Genomic DNA, 17,186 nt, shown 5'->3' on the forward strand with positions numbered 1-17,186 from the left:
CTCGTAATGACGACCTGATTAGAGGTAACTCGCACTTAGCGTTCTAAACGATCCTCTACAAAAGAAAACGGTAACAGGCTCTTTACGCTTGGCACTTTAAGCACCTCACCATTTAAGCAATAAAAAATCACCTCAATCTCCCTATTTTGTTTGCGTTCGAACTCGGCCATTACCTGTAAGCAGCCTCCACACGATGTTACTGGTTTCAAAATCTCAAAATTATCCGTTTGCGCGGTAATCGCCATACTTTCTATCACCGCATTAGGATGTGTGGCACCAATACTAAAAAGTGCTACCCTTTCGGCACAAAGTCCTGATGGGTAAGCCAGGTTTTCCTGGTTGCTCCCCAATATGGTTTCACCAGAGGCCAGGCGAATTGCCGTACCCACCCTGAATTTGGAATAAGGTGAATAAGAGGTGGCCAAAGCCTGCTCTGCATTTTCGCAAAGTAATCTATCTGCCAATGTTAATTCATTAATACTTTCGTATTGCTCAAAAGATATATTTAGGTTTATTACATTCATTTTTAACAAATTATCAAACCGCCAGTGTTAAATTTTTATAGCGGGCGAACAATTTAAGTTATTTTTTGTATTATTTAATAAAACCTGCCTTAAATTTAATTTTAATGGCATGCTTTTGGCATTTGTCGATCACCAAACACGCATAGCTTTGAATAAATACGTACGTAAAAGTCTCAAAATTTTATTGTGGGTAATTGCTTCCATCATCATCCTGATTGTTGGAATAGCATTATCTTTAAATATCCCTGCAGTTCAAAATTTTGTTAAAGGTAAGGCCATAAACTACCTTAAAACTAAAACCAAGACAGAAGTTAGTTTAGAAAGCATTAAAATTGCGTTGCCAAAAGATGTGGTGCTAAACAAATTTTACATCGAAGACCGCAAAGGCGATACCTTATTATATGCAGAAAAATTAGCGGTAGACATCAGCTTATTCAAGCTTTTAAAAAACACTGTTGAGATTAATAACATTGAACTAAAAAATGTACGTGCCAATGTAAAACGCATCAATCCCGATACAACATTTAATTTTTCATTCCTTGTTGATGCCTTTGCAAGCGATCAGAAAAAGCCTGAAGAAAAAGTAAAAAAAGATACCACTTCTACCCTAAAATTCTCTGTAGATAAAGTATCATTCGAAGATATTGGCATTAACTACCGTGATGATGTTGCAGGTAATGATGTGAAATTATATTTAGGTGCTTTTAAAACCAAAATAAAGGATTTTGATCTCGCCAATCAACATTATGTAATCAAAGAACTAAGCTTGATTAACACTTCATTGCGCTATTTACAACAAAAGCCACTTACCCAATTGGTGCAGCACATTACAAACAGTGTAGATAGCAGTGAGAAAGAACAAGGTAAACTGCCATTAATTGAAGTACAAAACTTCATTTTCAGCAATGTAAAGGTTAATTACGACGACCAGATATCGACCACAAAAGCCATTGCAGATGTAAATGATTTAGGCCTGGCCAACCTTAAAGTAGATTTAACCAACAGCAAATACTCGGTTGATGATGCCCATTTAAACAAATCGAACATCCTTTTTGCCTTCAAGCCCGCACCGAGCAACAATTTAAAGAAAGTTAAAGATACTGTAGTGCCCGAAAAATCTCCTTTGGGATTGATCATTAAAAACATTAGCCTTGCCGATAACAACGTACAATTTGATAATCTCGGGGCCAAACCTGCACCCAAAGGCATGGATTTTAACCACCTTAAAATTAACCAGCTTAACTTAGGGGCAAGTGATGTAAATTATAGCGCGGCAGGTATAAAAGTAAATGTTAAAAACGGATCGTTAAAAGAGAAAAGTGGTTTTATACTCGATGAACTTCGTGGTGATGCAGTATATAATGACAAACAGATTAAACTGAGCAATTTTATCCTTAAAACACCAAATACCTCCATTGAGAATGCCACAGAGTTAAATTTCACCTCCATGGAAGATTTAACGAAACATCCTGAACGTGTAAAATTAAATATTGCCCTTAAAAATACCTCCATCGGTTTAAAAGATGCTGGTTTTTTCAGTAATGCCGTACCAGCCAATTACCGCAATGAAAAAATAAGAGTAAATGCAGAAGTAAACGGTTACCTCAACAACCTGAATATCCCTAAACTGCAGGTAAGCGGATTAAAAAATACCCAGATCGACATCAGCGGAAAAGCGAAAGGATTACCAGATGTTAAGAAAACTTTCTTGGATTTAAACATCAAAAAACTGCATGTTACCAAAGGTGATATACTAGTTGCTGTGCCTAAAAAATCTTTACCACCATCTATAGAATTACCGAATGTGATTGATGCTAAAGGTAGCTTTAAAGGCTCCATGACCGATTTTAACACCAACTTAAATATTGCCACCGATATGGGTAGTGCAGTTGTTGTTGCGGGCATGAACGGGCCAAAAGGAAAGGAAAGCTACAAGGCAGATGTGAGCTTAAACAACTTTAACGTTGGCAGATTGCTTAAAATGCAACCTAAACTGGGCCGCGTAACTGTTAAGGCAAATGTTGCAGGTACCGGGCTCGATCCTAAAAAAATTAATGCCAAATTTAATGCAAGGGTTTTAAGTGCCTACTACAATAAATATACTTACCGCAATTTATTACTCGCCGGTAATTACAGTAACCAGAATATTAGCATTAAAAGCAGCATGCCCGATAGCAATGCCAACTTTAATTTAGATGCCAAAGTAAATATGGCAGGCAAATATCCATCTGTAAAAGCCAATCTCAACTTAAAACAAGTCGATCTTCAGGCACTAAACTTTAGTCCAACCGTGTTAAGTGCTGCAGGTATTGTTAAGGTAGACCTTGCCACAGCCGATGCCGATTATTTAAACGGTTCGGTAGATGTTACCAGCCTTCAACTGGTTAAAGACAAGCAAAAAATTAATGTAGATACAATTTCCATCCGTGCAAAATCTACTGCAACAGAAAATGAATTAACCCTTAAATCTGAAATATTATCTGCCAAAATTGATGGTAAATACCAATTGACCAAAATAGGTAGCGCAATTATTAATCAAATTAATAAGTACTATGCTTTTGGAACAGTAACCAAAGTACCCGATCAACGTATGCGGTTTTTTGTGCAGGTTTACGATTCCAAGCTTTTAAAAAGTTTTGTACCTGAGTTAACGGTTTTTAAACAATCGCAGTTTTACGGTTTAATCGATACACAGAAAGATAGTTTAAAAATCAAAGGTAATTTTCCGCAGGTAGTTTATGGCGATTTTAAAGTAGATACAACTGTTCTCAACATCAACAACGATAATAATAAACTAGACTACAGTTTAACGGTAAAAAGCCTTCAAAGCCCATCAATTGCATTGTTTAATACTGAAGTAAGCGGCGATGCGGCAAACAACAACCTTGGTGTGAATATCTTTTTACGCGATAGGCAGCTTAAAAACAAATATGTAATTGGTGGTACTTTCCAATCGATAAATAAAGACTTTAAATTCTCTCTTGATCCGCAGAAATTATTGCTTGATTACCAGAAATGGGTAGTTTCGCAAGATAATTATATACAGTTTGGAGCTTCAGGAATTTTGGTAAATCAGTTCCAGATCAGTAACAGTGGCCAGTCGCTTTCCATCAACAGCAACCCCACTGAGCCGAATGCACCTTTGGCTGTAGCTTTTAAAGATTTCCAATTGGAAACCCTGACGAAATTTGCAGAAACTGACACCACACTTGTTGGCGGTCGCTTAAACGGAACTGCAAACGTTAAAGATTTGGCATCAAGTCCAAAATTCGAAGCAAACTTAACCATCGATCAGCTGCGTTACCAAAAAGATCAGCTGGGTACATTACGCGTAGCGGTAAACAACAATACCCAAAATGCATTCGAAGTAAATGTAGCCCTAACCGGTGTACATGAGCTGAGGGTTAACGGATTTTATTATACCGCACCGCAAAGTGCATTAGACCTTACGGTAAACATCGATAAAATTGAAATGAAAAACATCGAGAGTTTATCTGCCGGTCAGCTAAAACGTGGCACAGGAACTTTAACAGGGGCATTAACTGTAAAAGGAGCTTTAACTGCGCCGAAGGTATTAGGTGATTTAACTTTTAATAATGCAGGATTTAACGTGGCGTATGTAAATTCATTTTTCCGGATGCCAAACGAAAAGATTTCCTTCACCGATGAAGGGATCAGTTTTAATAACTTCACACTGATTGATTCTTTAAATCAAAAAGCAACCATTAACGGAAAAGTGCTCACCACCGATTTTAAAAATTACCGCTTCGGTTTAGATATTAAAATGAACAATTTCAGGGCGATAAATTCTACTGCTGCTGATAATGACATGATTTATGGAACGGTATTTTTAACTAGCGACATTAAAGTACGTGGAGATTTAAACCAGCCTGATGTAAACATGAACATCAAGGTAAATAAAGGTACCAAGTTTTTCTTTGCACTGCCATCTAGCGATCCTTCAATCATCGATCAGGAAGGAATTGTACAATTTATTGATGCCGATGCACCGCCTTTTAATGGCCAAAAAGCTTTAAAGGTAGACAGTATAAATAAATCGGCCATGAAAGGCATTAACCTTGTTGCGGCAATTACCATCGATCCTGAAGCTGAGCTGAATGTAGTGGTAGACCCATCAAATGGCGATGCACTTAATATTAAAGGTGAGGCAGATCTTAATGCAACGATGGATCCGAGTGGTAAAATAAGTTTAACAGGCCGTTACGAAATTGTAGATGGTTCTTATAACTTATCAGTTGGGCCGCTCGGCAAAAAAGCATTTAAACTGGTTAAAGGAAGCACCATTATCTGGACGGGTGAACCTACTTCGGCAAATGTGAATTTAACTGCATTGTACGAAGTAAACGCTGCCCCTATTGATCTCATCAATGAGCCGGATAATATTCAGGCGAAAACTAAATTGCCATTCCAGGTTTATTTAATGATGAAAGGTGAATTGCTAAAACCAATCATTTCCTTTAAGCTAGACTTACCTGAAAATGAACGCGGGGCACTAAACGGAACGGTTTACACCAGATTGATTAATGTAAACCGCGATGAAAGTGAACTCAACAAACAGGTTTTTGCATTACTGGCACTAAACAGGTTTATCGCCAACAACCCTTTCGAAAGTTTAGCCGGTGGCGGCGGAGGTGTATCTACCTTGGCTCGATCTAGCGTAAGTAAATTATTGACAGAACAATTAAACAACCTGGCATCTGATTTAATTCAGGGTGTAGAATTAAACTTTGGGGTAAATTCATCCGAAGATTATTCTACAGGCTCACTGCAACAGAAAACAGACCTGGAAGTAGGTTTATCAAAAAAACTATTAAATGATAGGTTAACCGTAACTGTGGGCAGCTCTTTTGCATTGGAAGGACCACAGGCTCCGGGAGAAAAATCGACAGATATTGGTGGAAATGTTAATGTAGAATATGCATTATCAGCCGATGGAAGATATAGATTAAGGGCTTACAGACGCAACCAGAACGACGTAATAGTACAAGGACAGATTATCGAAACAGGATTAGGTTTCACGCTAGTTGTTGATTACAATAGATTTAGAGAAATCTTCCAGAAAAAACGAAACAGAAGAAACATTGAACAAAAACCTAAAAATGAGACAACTAACTAGACCAATTTTATTTGCACTGGCCTGCTTAGTTTTGGCGGGATGTAGCGCTACGAAATCTTTAAAACCAGGGCAACATCTATATACCGGCGCTGAAGTAAAGATCAATCCAGATTCTTCGGGCAAAATTGATGATGAAAAACAAGTAAAAACGGACCTTGAAAGTAAAACCAGGCCCCGTCCGAATAAATCTATTTTGGGTGTAAAATACAAACTTGGCATTTACAACCTTGCAGGAGAACCGAAAAAACCAAAAGGCTTTAGAAACTGGTTACGCAAGCAAGGTGAACCACCTGTATTGGTTAGCGAGGTAAAACTAAAATATAACAATGATGTATTAACAAGTTACCTAATTAGTGAGGGTTACCTGCAGGCTACCGTTATTGGCGATACTGTAGTGAAGGATAAAAAAGGCAAAGCTGTTTATACTGCAGAAACCGGAAACCGATATAAAATTAACAAAATAACTTTCCCACCAGATACCGGGGCTTTAACCAAAATCATCAATCAGAATAAAAATAAAACCCTGCTGAAAGTAGGTGATTATTACGACCTTGATAATTACAAAAACGAACGCATTAGAATAGATAACGACCTTAAAGAACAAGGCTATTTTTATTTTAGTCCTGATTACCTGATTTTGCAGGTAGACAGTACCATTGGCAAAAACCTGGTAAACGTTACGGTTAAGGTAAAAGATATTGCGCCTGATGCTGGTTTAAAACCTTATTCGATCAGGAATATCAACATTTACCCGAGTTATAGCTTGCGGAGAGATACCATTTTAAGAAAGTTAAAACCACTGGAGTACCACGATTTTAGCATTTATGATGATAGGAATACCTTTAAGCCAAGATTGTTCGATCGATTGGTGTTTTTCCAAAAAGGTGAACCTTATAACCGTAAAGACCATAATCAATCGTTAAACAGAATGGTAAACATTGGTGCTTTTAGAGATGTGCGGGCAGAGTTTTTACCAATCGATACTTTTAAGAACAACCAGTTAGATTTGAACATTTACCTCACCCCGTTAAAGAAAAACTCATTGAGCTTTTCGGTTACAGGTACCAGTAAATCAAATAACTTTGTAGGCTCGGAAGTAAAAGTGACGCAAACTACCCGAAATTTATTCAGGGGTGCAGAACAGTTGGATGTAAGTGTAAGCGGTGGTTTTGAAACACAGGTAAGAGGTACTTCTTTAGGCCGGAATTCGCTTTCGCTTACAACGGAAGCAAAATTAACTTTCCCTCGTTTTATTGTGCCCTTTTATAAACCGAACAGCACAACAGCTTTCATCCCTAAAACCATTGCTTCGCTTTCTTACCAGATGCTAAACCGTGGTTCTGAATATACTTTACATGCCATAAAAGGAGAATTTGGATATAATTTTAAAGAAAACCAATATAAGGAGCATAACTTTAATCCGATTTCAATCAGTTATATTTCTACAGGCTTTCCTGATTCAAACAGAAGAGACAGTTTATATGAAGTGAACCCACTATTAAGGAGTACTTTAGAAAACCAATTTATCATTGGGAGCAATTATAACTTTACTTACACCAACCAAATGGAAACCAACCGCAGAAATAATGTTTATTTCTTTGGTGGTTTAGAAACAGGTGGTAATGTGTGGGGCTTATTTACACCGACAAACGATTTAGGACAAAAAACTTTATTCAATACACCCCTTACTCAGTTTATAAGAGTAGAGGCCGATTTCAGGGATTTTTACAAAATTAACCGCAATCTGATTTGGGCAAACCGTTTAAACCTGGGTTATGGTTACGCATACGGTAACAGTACTTCGTTACCATTTGTAAGGCAGTTTTTTGCAGGTGGAAGTAACGATATCAGGGCATTTCCGGCACGTACATTAGGTCCGGGTACTTACAAAGTTCCTGATAATGCCATTTTTGCCGATCAGGGTGGCGATATTAAATTAATGCTGAATTCAGAACTCCGTTTCAAAATTGTAAGCGTATTGTATGGGGCATTATTTGTAGATGCCGGAAATATCTGGCTAAGGAAAGAGGATTTGGGAGAACCAGGCAAACCGGAAACGGCAAGACTTGGATCGGGCTTTAAATTAAAGAATACATTTAATGAATTGGCTGTTGGTACAGGAGCAGGTTTACGGGTTGATGCTACAATTTTCGTGGTACGTTTAGATGTTGCATTCCCTGTACGTAAACCTTACCTTCCTGAAGGGCAGAGATGGGTATTTGATGACATCGCATTTGGAAACAAAGACTGGCGCAGACAGAATTTAATTTTTAACATTGGGATAGGTTATCCGTTTTAATTTTTCGATGAAAGTATTCCAAACAATCAAGAGTTTCTTTATTGCGCTTTACCACCTTTTTACTGCTGCCGGAAAAGGCTTTGTAGAGGATAGGGTAACAAAACTAAGTGCGTCATTAGCATATTATACTATTTTTTCGCTTACACCGCTTATTATAATCATGCTATCGGCCGCTACCCTATTTTTTGGCGACAAAAGAAATGAGGAAACAAGGGGCCAGTTTTATGGGCAGATCACCGAGATGGTTGGCAAAGATGCAGCTACACAAATCCAAGGTTTTGTAGAACATGCCAATAAATCGGGGCAATCTACCATTGGTTTAATTATTGGAATAGGCACATTGATTATTGGTTCTACTGCAATTTTTATTGAGATTCAAGATAGCATCAACATGATTTGGAAAGTAAAGGCTGTGCCCAAAAAAGGCTGGATAAAAATGCTTTCTAACAGGTTGTTGTCGTTCTCATTAATTGTTTCGATGGGATTTCTACTACTTGTTTCGCTGGTGGTTAACACTGTGGTAGTGGGTTTGGGATCTAAATTAGGCGACCTGCTTTCGAAAAGTAAAATAGATGAAGTTATCCCCGTTGCAAACGATACAATGACCATTCTGGTTTATATTTTAAACAATGTAATAACCCTTGCTGCCGTTACTGCTGTATTTGCTGTTATTTTTAAAGTATTGCCAGATGTGATCATCCGATGGAAATCGGCAATAATTGGGGCCTTGTTTACAGCTTTACTTTTTAGTTTGGGTAAATACCTGATCGGGATTTATATAGAAAAAGGTAATCCAGGATCTGCCTTTGGCGCAGCAAGTTCCATCATCGTAATTTTATTGTGGATATATTATACCTCAATTATACTTTACTTTGGAGCTGAATTTACCCAGGCCTATGCAGAAAAGTATGACAATGGAATTTCTCCAAGTAAATATGCTGTTTTTACTAAAATTACTATTGTAGAGAAAAAGGTAGATGTATTGCCACCACAGCACCCTGAAGATACTGTTGAAGTAAATAAAGAATAATTCTGTTCGCGGAGTTTAGTTCAAAATTACGAATCATCGCCACCAATATTCAATATCAATCGTGATCCAGCATTTGTTTCAGGATCTATAAATAACTTTCCGCTCTCTAAGGAATTCCTCATTTAAAGTGGATTAGATCATAACCACCCCTCAAAGGGTCGGCACCGAGTCTTTTTGCATCGGCTTCGAACCTTTTGCACCCTTAACCACCCCTCGGAGGGTCGGCACCGAGCCTTTTTGCCCCGGTTTCGAGCCTTTTGCACCCTTAACCACCCCTCGGAAGGCCGGCACCGAGCCTTTTTGCTCCGGTTTCGAGCCTTTTGCACCCTTAACCACCCCTCAAAGAGTCGGCACCGAGCCTTTCGAGCAGAGAAATCTAATGAACATATATCCCATAGATGCTGAAACAAGTTCAGCAAGACGCAAGATTGTTGACAAATGAATCTTAAAGCAATTCTTCCTTAATTATTTCATTTTGAGTTATATAGTCCTCGTTTGTAACGAGGATTTTTGAGGTANTCCCCGATTAATTTAAATGCGCAACCCATTTCCGAAATTCCTGCTTATGTCGTTAAATACATCAGGATCTATCTCCTGGCCACCTTTAATTCCTTTAGGCTTACCCGAAATCAATGCCTTGCCACTATCTTTACAAGACGCAAGATTGTTGACAAATGAATCTTAAAGCAATTCTTCCTTAATTATTTCATTTTGAGTTATATAGTCCTCGTTTGTAACGAGGATTTTTGAGGTACGCATTTGTAATGCGAAAAAAGCTCCCTTAAGAGCGATGAAATCGCTTTACTCGTACATCCTCGTTACAAACGAGGACGATGTAGGAAATCTAATGAACTTATATCCCATAGATGCTGAAACAAGTTCAGCAAAACGCAAGATTGTTGACAAATGAATCTTAAAGCAATTCTTCCTTAATTATTTCATTTTGAGTTATATAGTCCTCGTTTGTAACGAGGATTTTTGAGGTANAACGCAAGATTGTTGACAAATGAATCTTAAAGCAATTCTTCCTTAATTATTTCATTTTGAGTTATATAGTCCTCGTTTGTAACGAGGATTTTTGAGGTACGCATTTGCAATGCGAAAATAATTCCTTTAAGCGCGATGAAATCGCTTTACTCGTACATCCTCGTAACAAACGAGGACGATGTAATGTGCAACGGAGCGAAGCAATCTAACGTTTGAGATCAATTAAATCTACATTTAAAGTTAGCGCGGTGAACCTATCAGCATGCACTTTGTTTTAAATTTTAATAATATGTATCTTTATATAATGACTACAATGACCATACAAGTTCCTGAAGCCCTCGAGAAAGAGCATGATGAGACCACGCGCCTCATTGCAGCCAAATTATATGAAGCCGGTAAGCTTACTTTAAAACAAGCCGCTGAAATGTGCCAGATGAAAAAATGGGATTTTGCTGAAATCCTGATTAAGTACAATGTTCATTATTTAGACGAAGGTGCTACTGACGATCTTGAAACATTCAGGAATGCGCTTAAAGGATAAAATTGTAATAACTGATGCTAGCTGTTTCATTACGCTAGACAAAATAGAAGGTTTAAATTTACTGCATTCCCTATATAAGCAGGTGATAACAACTCCAGAGATAGCTGCTAAATTTGGCAAAAGACTACCTGCTTGGGTTGATGTGAAATCAGTCTTGAATCGCGACTTACTATATGACTACGCTGAAACTATAGATATTGGTGAGGCAAGTGCAATGGCTCTTGCAACAGAAATCAGTGCAGACTTACTTATTATAGATGATGCGAAAGCAAGAAGATTTGCTAAAAAGCTTGAGCTTAATATTATTGGTACAATCGGTATAATACTTAGCGCAAAACTTAATGGCATTATTCCAGCCGTTAAGCCTTATATTATAAAAATACAACAAACTAATTTCAGAATATCTGACTTATTAACTTCACAAATTCTTAAGGAAGCTGGAGAATAATCCTTTAATATGAAGTCGTCATTCTCGCTTAAATAGTCCTCGTTTGCAAAGAGGATTTTTGAGGTACGCATTTGCAATGCGAAAATAGTTCCTTTTAGCGCGATGAAATCGCTTTACTCGTACATCCTCGTTACAAACGAAGACGATGTAGACTAAGGAATATCATCTATGAATTCTCCGTGCTTTCTGTGTTTCCGTGGCAAAAACTGATCTCTGTGTAAGTCTGTGGTTAAAGTCCTCGTTACAAACGAGGACTATGTAGTATATGAAGTCGTCATTCCCGCGCAGGCGGGAATCTTAAAGCAATCCTGGGCATGTTGAGCCTTTAAAAACAACACCACCAAGCTCCTACGCAACTTCCTCAGCAATCACTTTTGGCTCCTCTTTCACTTCATCCTTTTCTACGCGTAAATTGCGAATAATGTGCTGCTGCCTGTCTGGTGTATTTTTACCCATGTAATATTCAAGCAGGCTTTTAATTGTTTGGTCTTTTAAAATAACAGGGTCTAACCTGATATCTTTTCCAATAAACAAGCCAAATTCATCTGGCGATATTTCACCCAAACCTTTAAATCGAGTAATCTCTGGCTTATTGCCTAACTTTTCGATCGCGTTTTTACGTTCCTCGTCGCTATAACAATAAATGGTTTCCTTTTTATTTCTTACCCTGAAAAGTGGTGTTTGCAAAATATAAACATGCCCAGCTTTAACCAGATCAGGAAAAAACTGAAGGAAGAAAGTCATCATCAGCAAACGGATGTGCATGCCATCCACATCGGCATCAGTGGCAATTACAATATTGTTGTAGTGTAATCCTTCCAGGCCATCTTCAATATTTAAAGCATGTTGCAAAAGGTTAAACTCTTCATTTTCGTAAACCACTTTCTTTGTAAGCTCATAACAGTTTAATGGCTTACCCTTTAAACTAAATACGGCCTGACAATCAACATCGCGCGATTTTGTAATCGAACCTGATGCAGAATCACCCTCAGTAATAAACAGCGTAGTTTCGTAACGTTTCTCGTGCGTGGTATTAAAATGCACTTTGCAATCGCGAAGCTTTTTATTGTGAAGCGATGCTTTTTTGGCCCTATCGTTTGCTAGCTTTTTAATCCCTGCAATATCTTTACGTTCACGCTCCGATTGCATAATTCTTTTTAGCAATGCATCTGCAACATCAGGGTTTTTATGCAGGTAATTATCAAGTTCCTTTTTAACAAAATCGTTTATAAAGGTGGCCACAGACGGACCTTCGGGCCCCATATTCTGTGAACCAAGTTTTGTTTTGGTCTGCGATTCGAAAACAGGCTCCTGTACACGTACGGAAATTGCTGCAATGATTGACGAGCGTACATCAGCCGCATCAAATTCTTTTTTAAAAAACTCGCGAACGGTTTTTACTACCGCTGCCCTAAATGCTGCCTGGTGCGTACCACCTTGGGTAGTATGCTGGCCGTTAACAAAAGAGTGATAATCTTCGCCATATTGCTGCCCGTGAGTCATGGCAATTTCGATATCAGGCCCAATCATATGAATAATCGGATAACGGATTTCTTCTGGCTTATTAAATTTAGAAAGCAGATCGTAAAGACCTCTTTCTGAAAAATATTTCTGGTTATTGAAATTAACGGTTAAACCTGTGTTTAAAAATACATAGTTCCAAACCATGCTCTCTACAAAATCAGGAATATAGTGGTAATTTCTGAAAATGGTTTCATCGGGATAGAACGTAATTGCAGTACCGTTACGCTGTGTAGTATCGATAACAGGTTGCTCAGTTACAATTTCTCCTTTAGAAAACTCAACTTTTTTTGTTTTCCCATCACGGTAAGATTGTACGGTAAAACTGGTAGAAAGAGCATTAACTGCTTTTGTACCTACCCCATTTAAACCAACTGATTTTTGGAAAGCGTTACTGTCGTATTTACCGCCCGTATTAATTTTGCTTACACAATCGATTACCTTACCCAATGGAATTCCCCTGCCATAATCGCGCACGTTAACCTTTTGCTCCGAAAGGGTAATTTCGATGGTTTTGCCAGTACCCATTACAAATTCATCGATGGAGTTATCTACAATTTCTTTAAGCAAAACATAAATACCATCATCCTGGGCAGAACCATCGCCAAGTTTACCAATGTACATACCCGGACGAAGCCTGATGTGCTCTTTCCAATCTAATGAACGAATACTGTCGTCGTTATAAACTACTTCTGCCATACTATGTTTATCTGCACTCCATTTGAAAACTCTGCATTTTTTGCTTTGCAAAGCGATGAAGATTTTATAGAAATAACACTGAAAACTGAAATAAAATATTTTCAGCTATGCTCTTCAGCATTATCATACAATAATAGATTTATTCTATGAGGCTCGCAAAAGAAAATTTCCACATGTCAACAGTTAGAAGTATAGGGTCGATGGTTCATGGCCTAATGCCTGATGATCATTCTTTAAAGTTGTAGCCAATATCATAAGCCATTTGGCCATCAACTATAATCCATTAAACCATGAGTGCTCCTTCAATCATTCGGCCTTCAATCATTCAATTTTCCCTATCTTCATCCAATTATTCAAAATCTGATTTAATGCAACAAAAGAAACAGCTTTCGCTCTTCGATTTATCCATGATAGTGGTAAGTTTGGTTATTGGTATGGGAGTTTTCCGTACGCCTGTAAACGTAGCTGCAAAGGCTCAGGTGCCAGAGCTTTTTTACCTTGCCTGGTTTATTGGTGGCTTTGTTGCTTTTTGTGGTGCATTAACCTATGCAGAAATCGGGTCGCGTTATCCGGTAACCGGCGGCTACTACAAAATATTTTCATCAGCCTACCACCCTTCCATTGCTTTTGCCATTAATTGTATTGTAATTATATCAAGCGCAGCATCTGTTGCAGCCATTTCAATTATTGGTGCCGAGTACCTGAGCAAAATTATTCTTCCTATTGATAAACAGAATGAAACCTACCGCGTTGTTATTGCCATTACCACCATTTTAACCTTTTATTTTATTAATCTACTTGGCTTAAAAGCAAGTTCGAAAACACAAAATGTGTTAACAATTATTAAAATCGGAATGATTTTAACCTTAATATGTGCGGTATTTTTCGGCGGGCAGGCACAAACCGTAACCCCTGTTTTTAAAACCGTTGGCGGCGCATTACCAAACTGGGCAGATTATGGTAAAGCATTGGGTTTATGCTTAATTGCGGTTTCTTTCTCTTACGCCGGTTATGCACAAACCATTAATTTTGGTGGCGAGGTAAAAGAAGCCAAGAAAGTAATTCCACGGTCCATTATTATCGGTTTAACCATTATTGTAATGCTTTACCTCACCATTAATTATGTGTATGTAAAAGTTATCGGCTTCGAAGAATTAAAATCGGCAGAGAGTATTGCTGCAATATTGGCTTCAAAAATATTTGGTCCCGCAGGTTTTAATGCGCTTTCAGTTATCATCTTTTTCTCTGTAATGGGCTACATCAATGTAAACCTGCTGAGTAACCCCAGAGCCATGTTTGCCATGGGTGAAGAAGGTGCACTACCAAAAATATTCAGCAGGATGAATAAAAAAACCGAGGTAATAACAATAAGCCTAACAGTTTTTACCTTAATTGCGGTAGTTATTATTTTTTACGCAAAAACTTTTGATAAGATTTTAAACTATACCATATTCCTCGAAAGCATTAGTATGGCCAGTTCTGCAGCAACAATTTTTATATTGAGAAAAAGAACTGCACATCTTGATAAAAAAACCATCTATACTGTTCCTTTATATCCTATATTGCCTATTATATTTATTGCAGCCTACACTTTCGTGGCTTTTAGCATTTATGCCGATGACCCCGACGCGGCCCTAAACGGTTTATATATTTTTGTTGGCTTTCTTGCAATCTATTTTGTAAGCAGATGGTTTAGTAAGAAATAGTTCTGGGTTAATCGCTTTTCCTTCAAACCTCGCAGGTTTTCGGAATCTGCAAGGTTTAGAAAACACTATTAAAAAAAGTTAATGAACAAAACACTCTCTTTAAAACAGGAAATTGCTTACGCCGCCGGTATGATCGGCTGGAGCACGATGACCAATATCATCATCGTAATGCTTCCTTATTTTTACTTACCGCCCAGCAATGCTGGTTTACCGCCTTTGGTGCCGCAGCTCGTTTTATTGGGTGCATTTAATATTCTTTCTATCATTGCCGCTTCTGGCCGACTTGTTGACGCGATCTATGACCCATTTATTGCTTCAAAAAGTGATGCCAGTACCAATGAAAATGGCCGCAGAATGCCTTTTATGAAATGGGCAATTTTTCCTGCAATGCTTTTTTGCGGACTTGTTTTTTACCCAATACAAAAAACAGAAAGCCTGCACAATGCCTGGTGGCTTACCATTACACTCTGCCTGTTTTTCGTATCAGTTACCACTTATATTATCCCGTACAATGCGCTGTTGGCCGAAGTAACCAATACACCAAGGCAAAAAGTTAAGCTTTCGAGCTACCAACAGGTGGGTTTTGTAATTGGAATTATTTTATCGGCCTGCACCAATAATTTTGCCGATCTGGTTGAAGATAATTTGCATGTGGCCAACCGCAGCGAAGCCATCCAGATTGCAATTTGGGGCCTCTGCATTTTGTCTGGCCTGGTGATGTTATTGCCCATATTTTTCATCAACGAAAAGGAATTTTCGGTGGCAAAACCTACCCATGTTCCCTTGTGGCCTGCAATTAAAAGCACCTTTAAAAACAGCAATTTTAAATATTACCTCATTTCCGATTTTGCTTTTTACACTGCCCTGAGTATCATCTCGAGTGGCTTACTGTTTTTCTGCACGGTTTTACTCGGTTTGTCAGAATCTGAAGGCGGCAAGTTTATGGGCGCAATGGTATTGGCTTCACTCCTATTTTACCCTATAGTAAACTTTGGATCTGCTAAAATTGGTAAAAAACCTTTCGTATTGCTCGCTTTTGGTGTGCTATGCCTCATTTTTGTAACCATTTTCTTTTTGGGTAAATTACCTTTTGGTCCATATACGCAGATTTACATACTCGTTTTATCAGCTTCTTTTCCATTAGCAGCACTGGGCATTTTACCTACCGCTATTTTAGCTGATATTGCACAAAGAGATACCCTGGAAACAGGTGAAAACCACGAGGGCATGTTTTTCGCCGTGAAATATCTTTTTGTAAAACTGGGGCAAACCTGTGGCATCGCCATTTTTGCCATGCTCACCATTTATGGTAAAGACCCGGGCAACGATTTTGGCTTGCGCCTTAATGGAATTGTGGGCTTCGGACTTTGTTTAATTGCGCTACTGTTTTTCAGCAGATTTAAAGAGGACAAATAGCCTGGCATGAAGCGTTTTGAGTTAGGCCTCCACACAATCTAATAAACATGAACGAATTACTTGTACAAAAAGACTTGAGGTTGAGGTACAAATCATTTTTAATTACCGAAAACGGCCTTCAGGTAAAACATAAAAGCCTGCTCCGCTCAGGAGAATACCTGTTGGCATACGAAAATGTGGGCACAAGAATTTATAAAGACAATAAGGGTATTTACGGACTGCTATTTTCATCAGCATTGGTGGGCTTAGTATCGGTACTGTTATACTTGTTAAGAAATGATGGAGAGGGTGTAGACAGCTCGGTGTATCTTTTTTATTTCGGAATATCGTTGATACTTTTGCTTTTGTATTTACTCACCTACAAAAGAAATTTTTACCTCGTGAAACATGGCAATGTAGAGGCCATAGAATTTTTACAGCATAAACCATCAAAAGCAGCAGTAAATACTTTTATCAATGTGTTAATAGAAACAAGAAATACATTTTTGTTGAATAAATATGGGCAGATCAATTTTAGCTGTACCCGCGAAGAAAATTACCAGAACCTGGTGTGGTTGGCCAATAATGAAGTGATTAACAATATAGAATTTAACCACATGGTGGATAAGCTAAATCAAGCCATGCAACAGCAGCAACCCCACCGAATCACTTTTGATTTTAGCCTGAACTAATTTAATAAGCAGCCAATTTATTATATAAAAATACATGAATGGAGGTATGCCAGTAGTTAGGCCATTATTCCACCCATGTATTTTATTAATTTCCAAAATCGCTATCAAGTAAACCCAGGTATTTCAACCTGAGATTCTCACAGAACCGTACGTGATGGTCTCCCATCATACGGCTCTTATTATCGTAATTCCATAGTAGGTTTCGAG

General features: G+C 38.1%; 10 protein-coding genes. 8 read left to right on the top strand and 2 right to left on the bottom strand.

Going from position 1 to position 17,186, the window contains the following annotated elements:
• Nucleotides 1-35: 35 nt before the first annotated feature.
• Nucleotides 36-524, bottom strand: coding sequence for a cytidine deaminase (locus ASE74_RS19660; protein WP_055912773.1), 489 nt, complete (start codon nucleotides 522-524; stop codon nucleotides 36-38).
• 148 nt (nucleotides 525-672) lie between these two features.
• Here ASE74_RS19660 and ASE74_RS19665 point away from each other — a divergent pair, with 148 nt between their 5' ends.
• The 5 genes from ASE74_RS19665 to ASE74_RS19690 all read left to right on the top strand — a co-directional run bounded on the left by ASE74_RS19665 (nucleotide 673) and on the right by ASE74_RS19690 (nucleotide 10,966).
• Nucleotides 673-5,661 (top strand): translocation/assembly module TamB, encoded by a 4,989-nt coding sequence (locus ASE74_RS19665; protein WP_055912838.1) that lies wholly within the window; start codon nucleotides 673-675, stop codon nucleotides 5,659-5,661.
• The gene (locus ASE74_RS19670) at nucleotides 5,645-7,960 is read left to right on the top strand and encodes a BamA/TamA family outer membrane protein (RefSeq protein ID WP_055912841.1); all 2,316 of its coding nucleotides are present in this window, start codon (nucleotides 5,645-5,647) and stop codon (nucleotides 7,958-7,960) included. The genes ASE74_RS19665 and ASE74_RS19670 overlap by 17 nt, the downstream gene beginning before the upstream one ends.
• Nucleotides 7,961-7,967: 7 nt before the next feature.
• Entirely contained in the window at nucleotides 7,968-8,990 is a 1,023-nt protein-coding gene (locus ASE74_RS19675; protein WP_055912777.1) for a YihY/virulence factor BrkB family protein, read from the top strand.
• A gap of 1,300 nt (nucleotides 8,991-10,290) precedes the next feature.
• A complete protein-coding gene (locus ASE74_RS19685) occupies nucleotides 10,291-10,518 on the top strand; it encodes a UPF0175 family protein (RefSeq protein ID WP_235526172.1) in 228 nt (75 codons plus the stop codon).
• Complete coding sequence (locus ASE74_RS19690; RefSeq protein ID WP_235526173.1) at nucleotides 10,487-10,966, top strand: DUF3368 domain-containing protein; 480 nt, start codon at nucleotides 10,487-10,489, stop codon at nucleotides 10,964-10,966. The genes ASE74_RS19685 and ASE74_RS19690 overlap by 32 nt, the downstream gene beginning before the upstream one ends.
• Nucleotides 10,967-11,314: 348 nt before the next feature.
• Here ASE74_RS19690 and ASE74_RS19695 read toward each other — a convergent pair whose 3' ends face one another.
• Nucleotides 11,315-13,186: a DNA topoisomerase IV subunit B gene (locus tag ASE74_RS19695; RefSeq protein WP_055912787.1), complete on the bottom strand. Its 1,872-nt coding sequence runs from the start codon at nucleotides 13,184-13,186 to the stop codon at nucleotides 11,315-11,317.
• Between the two features lie 368 nt (nucleotides 13,187-13,554).
• Here ASE74_RS19695 and ASE74_RS19700 point away from each other — a divergent pair, with 368 nt between their 5' ends.
• The 3 genes from ASE74_RS19700 to ASE74_RS19710 all read left to right on the top strand — a co-directional run bounded on the left by ASE74_RS19700 (nucleotide 13,555) and on the right by ASE74_RS19710 (nucleotide 16,979).
• Entirely contained in the window at nucleotides 13,555-14,892 is a 1,338-nt protein-coding gene (locus ASE74_RS19700) for an APC family permease (RefSeq protein ID WP_055912790.1), read from the top strand.
• An 81-nt stretch (nucleotides 14,893-14,973) separates the two neighbouring features.
• Nucleotides 14,974-16,308: an MFS transporter gene (locus ASE74_RS19705; RefSeq protein WP_055912793.1), complete on the top strand. Its 1,335-nt coding sequence runs from the start codon at nucleotides 14,974-14,976 to the stop codon at nucleotides 16,306-16,308.
• A 47-nt stretch (nucleotides 16,309-16,355) separates the two neighbouring features.
• Entirely contained in the window at nucleotides 16,356-16,979 is a 624-nt protein-coding gene (locus ASE74_RS19710) for a hypothetical protein (RefSeq protein WP_055912796.1), read from the top strand.
• The last annotated feature ends 207 nt before the right edge of the window (nucleotides 16,980-17,186 follow it).

Origin of the sequence: Pedobacter sp. Leaf216, from assembly GCF_001421515.1 — a bacterium.
In the GTDB taxonomy this organism is placed as follows: Bacteria; Bacteroidota; Bacteroidia; order Sphingobacteriales; family Sphingobacteriaceae; genus Pedobacter.